The 14,858-nt window shown below is 72.0% G+C and carries 12 protein-coding genes; 3 read left to right on the top strand and 9 right to left on the bottom strand.

Features of this window, described 5'->3' with window-relative positions:
• Positions 1–32: 32 nt before the first annotated feature.
• From TNCT6_RS21205 to hrcA, 5 genes are all read right to left on the bottom strand, one after another.
• The gene (locus TNCT6_RS21205) at positions 33–617 is read right to left on the bottom strand and encodes a hypothetical protein (protein WP_172632972.1); all 585 of its coding nucleotides are present in this window, start codon (positions 615–617) and stop codon (positions 33–35) included.
• Between the two features lie 90 nt (positions 618–707).
• Complete coding sequence (locus tag TNCT6_RS21200; protein ID WP_141361041.1) at positions 708–1,448, bottom strand: 16S rRNA (uracil(1498)-N(3))-methyltransferase; 741 nt, start codon at positions 1,446–1,448, stop codon at positions 708–710.
• Positions 1,445–2,533, bottom strand: coding sequence for a nitronate monooxygenase (locus TNCT6_RS21195; protein ID WP_141361039.1), 1,089 nt, complete (start codon positions 2,531–2,533; stop codon positions 1,445–1,447). The genes TNCT6_RS21200 and TNCT6_RS21195 overlap by 4 nt, the downstream gene beginning before the upstream one ends.
• Positions 2,534–2,680: 147 nt before the next feature.
• Positions 2,681–3,817, bottom strand: coding sequence for a molecular chaperone DnaJ (dnaJ, locus tag TNCT6_RS21190; RefSeq protein ID WP_141361036.1), 1,137 nt, complete (start codon positions 3,815–3,817; stop codon positions 2,681–2,683).
• Positions 3,818–4,834, bottom strand: coding sequence for a heat-inducible transcriptional repressor HrcA (gene hrcA / locus TNCT6_RS21185; RefSeq protein WP_141361034.1), 1,017 nt, complete (start codon positions 4,832–4,834; stop codon positions 3,818–3,820). It abuts the gene before it with no gap.
• 201 nt (positions 4,835–5,035) lie between these two features.
• Here hrcA and TNCT6_RS21180 point away from each other — a divergent pair, with 201 nt between their 5' ends.
• The gene (locus TNCT6_RS21180) at positions 5,036–5,779 is read left to right on the top strand and encodes an MBL fold metallo-hydrolase (RefSeq protein ID WP_141361032.1); all 744 of its coding nucleotides are present in this window, start codon (positions 5,036–5,038) and stop codon (positions 5,777–5,779) included.
• A gap of 32 nt (positions 5,780–5,811) precedes the next feature.
• Entirely contained in the window at positions 5,812–6,618 is an 807-nt protein-coding gene (locus TNCT6_RS21175; protein ID WP_141361030.1) for a DUF3097 domain-containing protein, read from the top strand.
• Positions 6,619–6,662: 44 nt separating this feature from the next.
• Here TNCT6_RS21175 and hemW read toward each other — a convergent pair whose 3' ends face one another.
• The 4 genes from hemW to lepA form a co-directional block, all read right to left on the bottom strand.
• The gene (hemW, locus tag TNCT6_RS21170) at positions 6,663–7,895 is read right to left on the bottom strand and encodes a radical SAM family heme chaperone HemW (RefSeq protein ID WP_141361028.1); all 1,233 of its coding nucleotides are present in this window, start codon (positions 7,893–7,895) and stop codon (positions 6,663–6,665) included.
• 48 nt (positions 7,896–7,943) lie between these two features.
• On the bottom strand, positions 7,944–9,890 hold the full coding sequence (locus TNCT6_RS21165) for a SpoIIE family protein phosphatase (RefSeq protein ID WP_141361026.1): 1,947 nt from the start codon (positions 9,888–9,890) through the stop codon (positions 7,944–7,946).
• 237 nt (positions 9,891–10,127) lie between these two features.
• Positions 10,128–12,002: a long-chain fatty acid--CoA ligase gene (locus TNCT6_RS21160; RefSeq protein ID WP_141361024.1), complete on the bottom strand. Its 1,875-nt coding sequence runs from the start codon at positions 12,000–12,002 to the stop codon at positions 10,128–10,130.
• Between the two features lie 271 nt (positions 12,003–12,273).
• Positions 12,274–14,142: a translation elongation factor 4 gene (lepA, locus tag TNCT6_RS21155; protein WP_141361022.1), complete on the bottom strand. Its 1,869-nt coding sequence runs from the start codon at positions 14,140–14,142 to the stop codon at positions 12,274–12,276.
• A gap of 220 nt (positions 14,143–14,362) precedes the next feature.
• On the opposite strand from lepA, the gene rpsT reads away from it, so the two are divergent.
• Positions 14,363–14,629 (top strand): 30S ribosomal protein S20, encoded by a 267-nt coding sequence (rpsT, locus tag TNCT6_RS21150; protein WP_141361020.1) that lies wholly within the window; start codon positions 14,363–14,365, stop codon positions 14,627–14,629.
• The last annotated feature ends 229 nt before the right edge of the window (positions 14,630–14,858 follow it).

The raw sequence follows: 14,858 nt of genomic DNA, 5'->3' as shown, positions 1-14,858 counted from the left end.
CCCCCCGCACACGAACCGGCGGCGGTGCGGCCTCACTTGCCCCGGACGGGCCAGCAGGTGGGATCGCCCTGGCACCAGATCGTCCGGGTGACGGTCACCGTGACCGCCGGCTCCGGCTGACCGTGGGTGGGCCGGTAGGTGACGGGCGACCGGTACGTCGGCCCGGTCGTGGCGGCGCAGTTGCCGAGGCCGCCCACGTGGAACAGGACCCTGCCGCCCACCTTCGCGGTCAGGTCCCCGCGCACACAGGCTCCGTCGACGGCCCGGGTGACCTTCCCGGTGACGGAGATCTTCCGGCCGTCCTTCGTCTCCCCCTGGCAGTCCACGGTGACCGTGGTGGTCTCGGACGCCGACGGCGACCGGTCCCCCTGACTCCCCGCCGTGCGCGTCCGTCCGCCGTCGTCGTCCCTGCCTATGCAGCTGAGCCAACTCACCGACGTGTGACGCCGGTTCAGCTCCGCTGTCGCCGTCACGTCGGTCGTGGACGCCGCCGACGCGGCGTTGAGCCCGCCGGGTTCACATGCGACGGCACCGCCCGCGGCGACCGCCGCGAGCACCGCCACGGCCCTCACCCGCCGCCCGCGCGGCAGGTGCCGAATCCGCCTCGATGCCCCCATGCACGGCAGCCTGCCACCGCCGCGCCCGGGGCGGTAGAGCGCATACGGCCACACGCGCGCCGCGCGCCCGCGCTCACGCGGCCCCGCCGGTCAGGACCAGCGGCCGGTACGGCCCAGCAACAGGGCGGCGGCCGCCGTGCCGGCGGTGGAGGTGCGCAGCACGGTGGGGCCGAGCACGTACGCCTTCGCCCCCGCGTCCCCGAACTGTGCCAGTTCCTCGGGTGACACCCCGCCTTCCGGGCCGACGACCAGCACGATGTCGCCCTGGGCGGGGAGTTCGACGGTGGCCAGGCGTTCCTCGCCGCTCTCGTGGAGCACGGCGGCGAAGTCGGCTTCGGCCAGAAGTGCGGCAACCTGTTTGGTCGTCGCCGCGTCCGCGACCTCGGGGAAGCGCACCCGGCGGGACTGCTTGCCGGCCTCGCGGGCGGTCGCGCGCCACTTGCCGAGCGCCTTCAGACCCCGGTCGCCCTTCCACTGCGTGATACAGCGGGAGGCGGACCACGGCACGATCGCGTCCACGCCGACCTCGGTCATGGTCTCCACGGCGAGTTCGCCGCGGTCACCCTTGGGCAGGGCCTGGACGACGGTGATACGGGGGGACTCCGGCGGTTCCTCGACGAGGGACGCCAAGTCCGAGACCACCAGCCGGTCCTTGCCCTCGGCGGCCTTGACCACGCCCTCGATCCAGCGCCCGCGGCCGTCGGTGAGCACCACGTCCTCGCCGGGCCGCAGCCGCTTGACCGAGACCGCGTGCCGCCCCTCGGGGCCCTCCAGCACGAACTCCGGTCCGATTGCCTTCAGTTCGTCCACGACGAACACCGGCGCGGTCATCGCGCGTCACCTCCTGCCGCGAAACCGGCCGCCAGTGCCGCCCGTGCGGCGTCGAGTTCGGCGAGCAGCACCTCCACCAGCTGCCCGGCGGGCAGCTCGCGGGCCATCCGGTGGCCCTGGCCCGCCCACAGTGCCATGCCCTGCGCGTCCTTCGCCTTGGCGGCCGCCTTGCGCAGCGGCGCGGTGAGGTGGTGGACCTCCGGGTAGGCGGCGGGCGCGTACGGGCCGTGCTCCCGCATGAAGCGGTTGACCAGTCCGCGGGCCGGCCGTCCGGAGAACGCCCGGGTCAGCTCCGTACGCGGGAACACCGGGTCGGTGAGGGCCTGCTTGTGCAGCTCGTGCGCGCCGGACTCGGGGGTGGCGAGGAAGGCCGTGCCGAGCTGGGCGGCGCTGGCGCCCGCCGCGAGCACGGCGGCGATCTGGCTGCCGCGCATGATGCCGCCCGTGGCGATGATCGGCAGGGCGACCGCCTCACGGATCTGCGCGACGAGCGAGAGCACGCCGATCCCGGCGCCGCTCTGTTCCGGGAGGTCGCGATGGGTGCCCTGGTGACCGCCGGCCTCCACGCCCTGGGCGATCACCACGTCCGCGCCCGAGCGGTCCACGGCGAGCGCCTCCTCGGTGGTGGTGGCGGTGGCGAGGACGAAGGTGCCGACCCGGTGCAGGGAGTCCACGACCTCGCGGGCGGGCACGCCGAAGTGGAAGGAGACGACCGGCACCGGGTCCTCCAGGAGCACGGCGAGCTTGGCGTCGTAGCCGTCGTCGCGTCCGGACTCCGGGTCGCCGAGTTCGGTCTCGTACCAGCCGGGCTCGCCGGCGAGCTGGTGGGCGTAGAGGTCGACGGCGCCGGTCTCGGCGCTCTCCGGCTGCGGCATGAACACGTTGACGCCGAAGGGGCGGCCGGTCAGTCCGCGCAGCTGCTTGATCTCCTGGTACATGCCGTCGGCGGTCTTGTAACCGGCGGCGAGAAATCCCAGTCCGCCGGCATCGGACACCGCCGCGGCGAGCGGCGGCACCGCGGGACCGCCCGCCATCGGCGCCTGCACGATCGGGTGCGGGAAGAGATCGGTCAGTGCGGAGGACATGACGGCATGTTGTCACGTCCGCCTGACGAGTCCGAATCCGGGCGACCTCCGGCATATGCCGGAGGAATCCCTTCCGGCCCAACCACTGCACCCTGCGGACCCGGGCCCTGCCTCGGCCCAGGACCCCCTACCGACCTCAGCCCCGCCTCAGCGACCGTTGAACGCGTCCTTCAACCGCGAGAACAGGCCCTGCTGCCCCGGCTGGAACTGCCCCAGTGGGCGTTCCTCGCCGCGCAGCTTGGAGAGCTCGCGCAGCAGGCGTTCCTGCTCGGGGTCGAGCTTGGTCGGGGTCTGGACCTCGACGTGGACGATGAGGTCGCCCCGGCCGCCGCCGCGCAGGTGCGTCACGCCCCGACCGTGCAGCGGGATCGACTGGCCGGACTGGGTACCCGGACGGATGTCGACCTCCTCCAGACCGTCCAGGGTCTCCAGCGGCACCTTGGTTCCGAGGGCCGCCGCGGTCATCGGGATGGTGACCGTGCAGTGCAGGTCGTCGCCGCGCCGCTGGAAGGTCTGGTGCGGCAGCTCGTGGATCTCGACGTACAGATCGCCGGCCGGACCGCCGCCGGGGCCGACCTCGCCCTCGCCCGCGAGCTGGATGCGCGTGCCGTTGTCGACGCCGGCCGGGATCTTCACGGTCAGGGTGCGGCGGGCGCGGATGCGGCCGTCGCCGGCGCACTCCGGGCACGGGGTGGGCACCACCGTGCCGAAGCCCTGGCACTGGGGGCACGGACGCGACGTCATGACCTGGCCCAGGAAGGACCGGGTGACCTGCGAGACCTCACCCCGGCCGCGGCACATGTCGCAGGTCTGCGCGGTGGTGCCCGGGGCCGCTCCCTCGCCGCTGCACGTGGTGCAGACGACGGCCGTGTCGACCTGGATGTCCTTCGTGGTGCCGAAGGCCGCCTCGTCCAGCTCGACCTCGAGCCGGATCATCGCGTCCTGGCCCCGGCGCGTGCGCGAACGCGGTCCGCGCTGCGACGCCGTGCCGAAGAAGGCGTCCATGATGTCGGAGAAGTTACCGAAGGAACCGGCCCCGAAGCCGCTCGCGCCGGCCGCGCCGGCCTGCGAGAGGGGGTCGCCGCCGAGATCGTAGACCTGCTTCTTCTGCGGGTCGGAGAGCACCTCGTAGGCGGCGTTGATCTCCTTGAACCGCTCCTGGGTCTTCGGATCCGGGTTGACATCCGGGTGCAGCTCGCGCGCGAGCCGCCGGAAGGCCTTCTTGATCTCTTCCTGCGACGCGTCACGGCGCACGCCGAGAACGGCGTAGTAGTCCGTGGCCACCTACGACTCCGCCAGGATCTGTCCGACGTACCGTGCCACTGCGCGTACCGCTCCCATCGTTCCCGGGTAATCCATGCGGGTCGGTCCGACCACGCCGAGCTTGGCCACTGCCTCGCCGCCCGAACCGTAGCCGACCGACACGATGGACGTGGAGTTGAGTCCTTCGTGGGCGTTCTCGTGACCGATGCGCACGGTCATGCCCGGATTCTGCGTCTCACCGAGCAGCCTCAGCATCACGACCTGCTCCTCCAGCGCCTCCAGAACGGGCCGGATCGTGAGCGGGAAGTCGTGCGCGAAGCGGGTGAGGTTGGCGGTGCCGCCGATGACCAGCCGCTCCTCGTTCTCCTCGACGAGCGTCTCCAGGAGGGTGGACAGCACGGTCGCGACAGTGCCGCGGTCCTCGACGTCGAAGCCGTCGGGCAGATCCTCCACCAGCTGCGGGACGTCCGTGAAGCGGCGGCCGGCGACCCGGCTGTTCAGCCGCGCCCGCAGGTCGGCCAGGGACGTCTCCCCGAAGGGCGCGGGGCAGTCGATCATCCGCTGCTCGACCCGGCCGGTGTCCGTGATCAGCACCAGCATCACGCGCGCGGGCGCGAGCGCCAGCAGCTCCACGTGCCGCACGGTCGAACGAGTCAGCGACGGGTACTGCACCACGGCGACCTGCCGGGTCAGCTGCGCGAGCAGCCGCACCGTGCGGGCCACCACGTCGTCGAGGTCGACGGCACCGTCGAGGAAGTTGTGGATGGCACGCCGCTCCGGCGCGGTCATCGGCTTGACCTCGGCCAGCTTGTCGACGAACAGGCGGTACCCCTTGTCGGTGGGGATACGGCCGGCACTGGTGTGCGGCTGGGCGATGAAGCCCTCGTCCTCCAGGGCCGCCATGTCATTGCGGACCGTGGCCGGTGAGACGCCCAGGCTGTGCCGTTCGGTCAGGGCCTTGGAGCCCACCGGCTCCTCGGTGCCGACATAGTCCTGGACGATGGCGCGCAGCACCTGAAGCCGCCGTTCGCTGAGCATCGCGCACACCTCCAGGGTCGTTCCTCGGCCACCCGCCTGGCACTCTGCGCATACGAGTGCCAGCTCTACCCGGCCCAGTGTACGGCCGCCGGGTACGCCCCCGGCAAGGCCGGGCCGCGACGGACTACGAGGTCGGGACCGGGATCACCCGGGATCGGCCGGGATGTCGTACCCGGCAGGCATCACCGCTAGCGTCGCCCTATGACGGATGCGTGGGAAGCCCCTCGGGAAGAACTGGAATGGGAACGGCTGGCGGACGGGGTGGGGCGGTGCCGCCTGCCCGGATGGGACTGCACGATCGGACTGGTCGTCGGGGAGGGCGCCGCGCTGATGGTCGACGCGGGTTCGAGCCGCGCGGAGGGCGCACGGTTGCGAGCGTGGGCGCGGGCGCTCGCCGGTGGTGATGTGACACATCTCGCGCTCACCCACCCCCACTTCGACCACATCTTCGGGGCGGCGGAGTTCGACGGCGCGGAGATCTTCGCCGCCGAGGGCGCGGACGCGGTGTTCGGTGACAGCGGTGAGCGCGCCGAGCTGCGCGAGGACGCGGTGCGCCAAGGGCTGGACGCCGAGGCGGCCGAGGAGGCGGCGGACGCCCTGGTACGGCCCGGCCGCGAGGTCCGCGACCGGCTCACCGTCCGGCTCGGTGGCGGGCGGGAGGTGCTGCTGGCGAACATGGGCCCGGCGCACTCCACACACGACCTCGCGGTGGTGGTGCCGGGCGAGCCGGCCGTGGTGTTCTGCGGGGACCTGGTCGAGGAGTCCGGCGAACCCCAGGCGGGCCCGGACGCCGTGCCGTCCCGGTGGCCCGCCGCCCTCGACCGGCTGCTGGCGCTCGGCGGCGAGGACGCGCTGTACGTCCCCGGTCACGGAGCGGTGGTGGACGCCGCCTTCGTCCGCGCCCAGCGGGACGCCCTGGCCGCGCGCTTCGGCGTGTCGCCCTGATCGGACACGGGCCTGTCCATATCGTCACTCGAATGCGCCAGTATTCGCCCGACCTCACTCCGCCCTGGAAGAAGCCCCGGCCCGTGCCGGAGGTTCCCGCCGAGCCGGGTCTGGTCGTGGAGGAGCCGGGGACCGGCTTCTGCGGGGCGGTGATCCGCTGCGAGGCGGGCACGGTGACGCTGGAGGACCGTTTCGGCAAGCACCGGGTGTTCCCGCTCGCGTCCGGCGGCTTCCTGCTGGAGGGCCGGGTGGTCACCCTGATGAAGCCGTCGTCCGGCCCGGTACGGCCCACCCGTACGGCATCCGGTTCGGTCGCCGTGCCCGAGGCACGCGCGCGTGTGGCCCGCGCCGGGCGCATCTACGTCGAGGGCCGGCACGACGCCGAACTGGTCGAGAAGGTGTGGGGCGACGACCTGCGCGTCGAGGGCGTGGTCGTGGAGTACCTGGAGGGCGTCGACGACCTGCCCGCGATCGTCGAGGCGTTCGCGCCCGGTCCGGACGCCCGCCTCGGCGTCCTCGTGGACCATCTGGTGCCCGGCAGCAAGGAGTGGCGCATCGCCGAGTCGGTGACCAGCGAGCACGCGCTGGTGGTCGGCCACCCGTACATCGACGTCTGGGAGGCCGTGAAGCCCTCCTCGCTGGGGATCGAGTCCTGGCCCCGCGTCCCGCGCGGCCAGGACTGGAAGACGGGCGTGTGCCGCGCCCTGGGCTGGCCGGAGAACACGGGCGCGGCCTGGCAGCGGATCCTGTCCCAGGTGCGGTCCTACAAGGACCTGGAGCCGGAGTTGCTCGGGCGGGTGGAGGAACTGATCGATTTCGTCACCGCCCAGCCCGAGTAGCCGAGCCGGGCCCGCGTCTCCAGGGGCCGCCCGCTCCGGGTGGCTCAGTCCACCAGGTCCCGTACCACCGCGTCCGCCAGCAGCCGGCCCCGCAGGGTGAGCACGGCCCGCCCCGCCTCGTACGGCCTCTCCTGGAGCAGCCCGTCGGACAGCGCGCGCCGCGACGCGGCAAGGCCGTCCGGGCGCAGCAGGTCCAGCGGGACGCCCTCCCGCAGTCGCAGCTCCAGCAGGACGCGCTCCACCCGGCGGTCCTCCTCGGTGAGGAGTTCCCGGCCGGCGCCCGGGGAGCGGCCGGCCGCGAGGGCCGCCGCGTACGCGCCGGGGTGCTTCACGTTCCACCAGCGCACGCCCCCGACGTGGCTGTGCGCGCCGGGTCCCGCGCCCCACCAGTCGGCGCCGCGCCAGTAGAGCTCGTTGTGCAGGCAGCGACCGGCTTCCGAGGTGGCCCAGTTGGACACCTCGTACCACTCGAAGCCCGCCGCGGACAGCGTCTCCTCGGCGATCAGATAGCGGTCGGCGTGCACGTCGTCGTCCGTCATCGGGATCTCCCCGCGCCGGATCCGGCGGGCGAGCTGCGTGCCCTCCTCCACGATCAGGGCGTACGCCGAGACGTGGTCGGGGCCGGCGCCGAGGGCCGCGTCCAGCGAGGCCCGCCAGTCGTCGTCGGACTCGCCGGGGGTGCCGTAGATCAGGTCGAGGTTGACGTGCTCGAAGCCGGCGGCGCGGGCCTCGGCCACACAGGCCTCGGGGCGGCCGGGCGTGTGGGTGCGGTCGAGGATCTTCAGTACGTGCTGCCGGGCGCTCTGCATACCGAAGGAGATCCGGTTGAAGCCGCCCTCGCGGAGCGCGGCCAGGTAGGCCGGGTCGACCGACTCCGGGTTGGCCTCCGTCGTGATCTCCGCGTCGGCCGCGAGACCGAACTCGTCGCGGATCGCCCCCAGCATCCGCACCAGGTCCTCGGCGGGCAGCAGCGTGGGCGTGCCGCCGCCGACGAAGACCGTGCGGACCTCGCGCGGGTCGGCGCCGAGCACCTTGCGGGCGAGGCGCACCTCGTCGGTCAGCGTCCCGGCGTAGTTGTCACGGGAGGCGAGCACCCCACCGGTGCCGCGCAGCTCGGTGGCGGTGTAGGTGTTGAAGTCGCAGTACCCGCAGCGGGTCGCGCAGTAGGGGACGTGCAGATAGAACCCGAGGGGCCGTTCGGCCGCCCCGGCGAGCGCGGCCACGGGCAGCGCACCGTCGTCGGGAACGGACTCACCATCGGGAAGTGCGGAAGGCATGCCTTCCATTGTCCAGCACACGCGGACTGGTCCCGGTGGGTTGTTTTGTCAGTCGCATTCGGCCTGGAGTACCAGCAGGGCCAGGTCGTCCTCCGGTGGGCCCGTTCCGAAGTCGTGGACGAGCCGGCGGATGTGCTCGGCGATCGGTTCCGCGTCGAGCCCGGCGCAGCCGGCGAGGGCCGTGGCGAGGCCGTCGCCGTCGTCGAACTGACGGGAGCCGGAGCGCCGCTCGGTGACGCCGTCGGTGACGCACAGCAGGGTGTCACCGGGCCGCAGCTCGAAGGTCTCGCAGGCGTACGTCTCGTCCTCGATCACCCCGAGCAGCGCCTGCGGCCGGGCCACCGTACGGACGCCGCCCTCGCGCCCGAGGACCAGCGGCAGCGGGTGCCCGGCGGAGGCGAGCGTGCAGCGCACGCCGCCGTCGAAGGGGACCAGCTCGCCGTACAGCAGGGACAGGAACCGGGTCTGGGTGTCGCCGGGGACCGGGGTCCGTCCGCCGGCCGCCACCAGGACGCGCGCGGCGGCGTCGGCGGTCTCGGTGGCGTCGTCGAGGAGGAGCTGGTTGAGGCGGTCCAGGACGTCGGCGACGCCGTAGCCCTCGCGGGCCAGCAGCCGCAGCCAGGGGCGCGCGAGCCCGATGACGACGGCGGCCTCGGGACCCTTGCCCTGCACGTCGCCGACGGCGAAGCACCAGCGGCCGTCGCCGGCCGGGAAGAGGTCGTAGAAGTCACCGCTCGGGCCGCCCTTGTCGCACGGCTCGTACACCAGCGCGCTGCACAGACCGGGGATCTCGGCGACCGCGCCGGGCAGCAGGCCGCGCTGGAGCACGGCGCTGATGGTGGCCTGGCGGGCGTACTGCCGGGCCGCGCCGATGGCGAGGGCGACCCGGCGGCTGAGGTCCTCGATCAGCCCGGTGACCTCGTCGGGGAAGCGGAGCAGCCCGGTCCGCCCGATGACGAGCGTGCCCAGCGGACGGCCGCCCGCGATCAGGCGGTACGCCAGCGCCGCGCCGTGGGCCGCGTGCGGGCCGAGGGCCTCCCCGGGCCAGGGGTACGGGGCGGGCCCGGACCGCAGGCCGTCGGTGGGGCGCGGCGGGTCCTTCTCCAGGGCCCGGCGCAGTTCCTCGATCCGGCTCTCGCTGCCGTGCCAGACCCGGGCGAGCCGGGGTCCGGCCGCGCCGGTGACGTCGCTCCAGCCCCCGCCGCCCTCGCTCCAGCGGGAGGACCCCCACCGGCCGGTGGACTCGTCCTCCAGCCACACCGCGCACCAGTCGGCCAGCCGCGGTACGAGCAGCTGTCCGGTGAGCGAGGCGACCAGGTCCTCGTCGAGCTGTCCGGCGAGCAGGTCGGAGGCCTCCGCGAGGAAGGACAGCGCGCCGCGTCCCAGCCAGTCCCGGTCCCGCCCGGCGCGCTGGGGCTCGGGCGCGAGGACCTCGGCGATGCCGAGCCCGCGTTCGGTGCCGTACACCGCCGCCTCGTCCTCCTCCGCCGGGCCGGCCTCGGCGGGCAGCCGCGCCCACACCGTCTTGGCGCCGGCCCGGTAGGTGACGCCCCACGCCTCGCAGAGCGTCGCGACGAGCCGCAGGCCGCGGCCGTGCTCCGGGGTTTCGTGCGGTGCCCCGGAGCCGTGGTCGCTGGGCGCGCGCGAGGGGTGGTGATCGCACACCTCGACCACACAGGCGCCGGTCTCCGGCTCCAGCCGGCAGGTCAGCTCGACGTCGGTGCCCGCGTGCACGACGGCGTTGGTGACCAGTTCGCTGACCACGATCAGGGCATCCTCGGCCAGTCGCTCACCGACCTCGAACCCGAGGTCCGTCCACTCGGCCAGCGCGGCGCGCAGCCGCGCGCGGGCGGCGCCGGGCGCGAGGGGGCCGCCGGGCAGGCGCGCGTGCGTCCTCGGGCATGCCGCCGCGGCGTACGCGGCCGTGCCGGACGCGTGCGCGGGTACCCCGAAGGCACGGGAGACGGTCTCCCGCTGCGTGGGAATGACCCCCATCTGCGGCTCCCCGGGCGGTCCGGACGAATCGGTTCGGTCGATGCCGACAGGGTGACAGACCGACCGCGCCCATAAGCAAGGAGTTACCGAAGTGTGTCGCCTTGCATGAGAACCATGAGAACCGCGCTACCGGAGTGATCAAAGACGGACAGATCCGAGCGCCCGTGAACCTATTCGTGATCGTTCCCCGCGCACCCGAGGCGCACGGGGAGTTCACCGGCCGGGCCGGCTCAGTGATCACGCCTCACGCGCGCCCGCGTACATCTCGTCGATCAGATGCTTGTACTCCCGCTCCACCACGGGCCGCTTCAGCTTCAGGCTCGGGGTGATCTCGCCGTGCTCGACGTCGAGGTCGCGCGGCAGCAGGCGGAACTTCTTGATGGTCTGCCAGCGCTGCAGGCCCTCGTTGAGCTGCCTGACGTAGCCGTCGACCATCTCGACCGTCCGCGGCGCGGCGACGACCTCGGCGTACGGCCTGCCCTCCAGGCCGTTCTCCTTGGCCCACGCCAGGATCGCCGGCTCGTCGAGGGCGATCAGCGCGGTGCAGAAGTTCCGGTCGGCGCCGTGCACGAGGATGTTGGAGACGTACGGGCACACCGCCTTGAACTGGCCCTCGACCTCGGCGGGCGCGATGTACTTGCCGCCGGAGGTCTTGATGAGGTCCTTCTTGCGGTCGGTGATGCGCAGATAGCCATCCGGGGAGAGCTCGCCGATGTCGCCGGTGTGGAACCAGCCGTCGGCCTCCAGCACCTCGGCGGTCTGCTCGGGCAGCTTGTGGTAGCCCTCCATGATGCCGGGGCCGCGCAGCAGGATCTCGCCGTCGTCCGCGATGCGCACCTCGGTGCCGGGCAGCGGCCTGCCGACCGTGCCGGTGCGGTAGGCCTGGCCGGGGTTGACGAAGGAGGCGGCGGAGGACTCGGTGAGGCCGTAGCCCTCCAGGATGTGGATGCCGGCGCCGGCGAAGAAGTAGCCGATCTCCGGGGCGAGGGCGGCGCTGCCCGAGACGCAGGCGCGCAGCCGGCCGCCGAAGGCCTCGCGGATCTTGGCGTAGACGAGCGCATCGGCGACCTTGTGCTTGGCGGCCAGGCCGAAGGGCGCGGAGCGGGTGCCGGTGCGCCTGAAGTTGTCCTGGGTGACCTTGGCGTACTCGCGGGCGACCTCGGCGGCCCACTGGAAGATCTTGTACTTGGCCGGGCCGCCGGCGCGGGCCTTGGCGGCGACGCCGTTGTAGACCTTCTCGAAGATGCGCGGGACGGCCGCCATGTAGGTCGGCTGGACGACCGGCAGATTCTCGATGATCTTGTCCACGCGACCGTCCACGGCCGCCACGTGCCCGACCTCGATCTGGCCGGAGGTGAGGACCTTGCCGAAGACGTGCGCGAGCGGCAGCCACAGGTACAGCACGTCGTCGGCGCCGACCAGCCCGGTGGCGGCGATGGCCTTGGCCATGTACGACCAGTTGTCGTGCGGCAGCCGCACACCCTTGGGGCGGCCGGTGGTGCCGGAGGTGTAGATGAGGGTGGCGAGCTGATCCTTGGTGATCGCGCCGACCCGCTCCTTGATCAGCTCGGGGTGCTCTTTCAGGTACGCGGCCCCGCGCCGCTCCAGCTCGGCCAGGCTGAGCACCCGGTCGCCGGTCTCGACGCCGTCCGCGTCGATGACGACGACGTGGTGCAGCTCGGGCAGCTCGGCGCGCTTCTCCTGGGCCTTGGCCAGTTGCTCGGCGTTCTCCGCGATGAGCACCCGGCTCTGGGAGTCGGAGAGGATGAAGGCCGCCTCGCCGGCGTTGGTCTGCGGGTAGACCGTGGTCGTGGCCGCGCCAGCGCACATGATGCCGAGGTCGGCCAGCAGCCACTCCACACGGGTGGCGGAGGCGAGCGCGACCCGCTCCTCCGGCCGCACGCCCAGCTCGATGAGTCCGGCCGCGATCGCGTAGACCCGCTCGGCGGACTGCGCCCAGCTCAGCGACTTCCAGTCGTCCGGACCCTCGCCGGAGGCCGCGGGTACGGGGTAGCGGTAGGCCTCGGCGTCCGGTGTCGCCGCCACACGCTCCAGGAAGAGGGCCGCCACGGACGGCGGACGGTTCTCGATCAGGGTCTGTGCGTCGCTCACGACATCCTCCGGGGCCCGCGACAGTGCGGCTGGCTCTTTGCGGCTGGGGTGACTCACGTGTGGTGGTGCGAACTGTTGCTTAACTCACGAGTAACTAACGAGCAGGATCAGACTAAGGCGCGACCGGCCACCGCGTAAGGGGCAGTGCTCCGTCACTTCGCACGGAGAGCTACCGCGCGGATGCGCGAGGGCCCGCCGCGCTTTCGCACGACGGGCCCCATTTTCACCCGGTTCACCGGGTAACGGCCGCACGCCCCGGGCTACCGGGCGGTCACTTCTTGCCCTTGGCCGATCCCGCGCTGTCATCGCTGGAGAGCACCGCGATGAAGGCCTCCTGCGGAACCTCCACGGAACCCACCATCTTCATGCGCTTCTTGCCTTCCTTCTGCTTCTCCAGCAGCTTCCGCTTACGGGAGATGTCACCGCCGTAGCACTTGGCGAGGACGTCCTTGCGGATGGCGCGGATGGTCTCGCGGGCGATCACCCGGGAGCCGATGGCGGCCTGGACGGGCACCTCGAAGCTCTGCCGCGGGATCAGCTCCCTGAGCTTGGCGACGAGCCGGACGCCGTACGCGTACGCCTGGTCCTTGTGGGTGATCGCCGAGAAGGCGTCCACCTTGTCGCCGTGCAGCAGGATGTCGACCTTGACCAGGGAGCTGCTCTGCTCACCGGTGGGCTCGTAGTCGAGGGAGGCGTAGCCGCGGGTCTTGGACTTCAGCTGGTCGAAGAAGTCGAAGACGATCTCCGCGAGCGGGAGGGTGTAGCGGATCTCGACGCGGTCCTCGGAGAGGTAGTCCATGCCCAGCAGCGTGCCGCGGCGGGTCTGGCACAGTTCCATGATCGAGCCGATGAACTCGGTGGGCGCGAGGATCGTGGCCCGTACGACGGGCTCGTACACCTCGGCGAGCTTCCCCTCGGGGAACTCGCTGGGGTTGGTGACCGTGTGCTCGGTGCCGTCCTCCATCAGCACGCGGTAGACCACGTTGGGGGCGGTGGCGATCAGGTCGAGCCCGAACTCGCGCTCCAGCCGCTCGCGGATCACGTCCAGGTGGAGCAGGCCGAGGAAGCCGACGCGGAAGCCGAACCCGAGCGCGGCGGAGGTCTCCGGCTCGTAGACCAGGGCGGCGTCGTTGAGCTGGAGCTTGTCCAGCGCCTCGCGCAGCTCGGGGTAGTCGGAGCCGTCCAGCGGATACAGGCCGGAGAAGACCATCGGCTTGGGGTCCTTGTAGCCGCCCAGCGCCTCCTCGGCGCCCTTGTGCTGGCTGGTGACGGTGTCACCGACCTTGGACTGGCGGACGTCCTTCACCCCGGTGATCAGGTAGCCCACCTCGCCGACACCGAGGCCGTCGGCCGGCAGCATCTCCGGGGAGTTGGTGCCGATCTCCAGCAGCTCGTGGGTGGCGCCGGTGGACATCATCCGGATCCGCTCGCGCTTGTTGAGCTGACCGTCGATGACACGGACGTAGGTCACGACACCGCGGTAGGAGTCGTAGACGGAGTCGAAGATCATCGCGCGGGCGGGGGCGTCGGCGACGCCGACCGGGGCCGGGATCTCCTTGACCACCCGGTCGAGCAGCGCGTCGACGCCGAGGCCGGTCTTGGCGGAGACCTTCAGCACGTCCTCGGGGTCGCAGCCGACGAGGTTGGCCAGCTCCTCGGCGAACTTCTCCGGCTGCGCGGCCGGCAGGTCGATCTTGTTGAGGACCGGGATGATCGTGAGGTCGTTCTCCATCGCCAGGTAGAGGTTGGCGAGGGTCTGGGCCTCGATGCCCTGGGCCGCGTCGACGAGCAGGACGGTCCCCTCGCAGGCGGCGAGCGACCGCGAGACCTCGTAGGTGAAGTCGACGTGCCCCGGGGTGTCGATCATGTTGAGGATGTGCGTGTTGCCGGGGTCGTGGGTGGGAGCCCACGGCAGACGCACCGCCTGGGACTTGATCGTGATGCCGCGCTCGCGCTCGATGTCCATGCGGTCGAGGTACTGGGCGCGCATCTGCCGCTGCTCGACCACCCCGGTCAGCTGGAGCATCCGGTCGGCGAGCGTGGACTTGCCGTGGTCGATGTGCGCGATGATGCAGAAGTTGCGGATCAGAGCCGGGGCGGTACGGCTCGGCTCGGGCACGTTGTCAGGGGTCGCGGGCACGCAGGGTCCTGTTTCTTGAGGCGCCTTATGCCTCGGGTCGGAACGATACGTAGCTTCCATGGTCCCACGGGTGGGGACCGGCGACCGGTTTGGGCCGCCCAGCGGGCCACTGGTAGCCTGGGCGACTGTGTCTCATGCCCTCTACGCGCGAGGCACAACTCAAGAAATCACCGGTGCGGGACCCGTGCGGCCCCGTACCAGAACCTGAAAAGGCTCATTCGTGGCGAACATCAAGTCCCAGATCAAGCGGAACAAGACCAACGAGAAGGCGCGGCTGCGCAACAAGGCCGTCAAGTCCTCTCTGAAGACCGCGATCCGCAAGGCCCGCGAGGCCGCTGCCGCGGGTGACGTCCAGAAGGCCACCGAGCTCCAGCGCGCTGCCGCGCGTCAGCTCGACAAGGCCGTCTCGAAGGGCGTCATCCACAAGAACGCGGCCGCCAACAAGAAGTCGGCGCTGGCCACCAAGGTCACGGCCCTCAAGGGCTGAGCCCCTTCCTTGATCTGAACGGATCCTCCGGGATCCGACTTGGCCGGAAGGACTGAGGGCGGGCCCTCTCTCATCCGCCCCCGACCGGCACCCCCGGATCCGCGCGCGGCCTGCGTTCGCCACGCGGGCGCGGAACCGAACGGCGTGAACCGAAGGCCCCACCGCACTCCCTTTCCCCAGGGAGAGCGGCGGGGTCTTCGGCGTGTCGCGCAGGCGTGAAGAGAGGCCG

Source organism: Streptomyces sp. 6-11-2, from assembly GCF_006540305.1.
Classification (GTDB): Bacteria; Actinomycetota; Actinomycetes; order Streptomycetales; family Streptomycetaceae; genus Streptomyces.
Note: the sequence above shows the minus strand (reverse complement) of the source record. Positions and strands in the feature narration are given on the sequence as shown.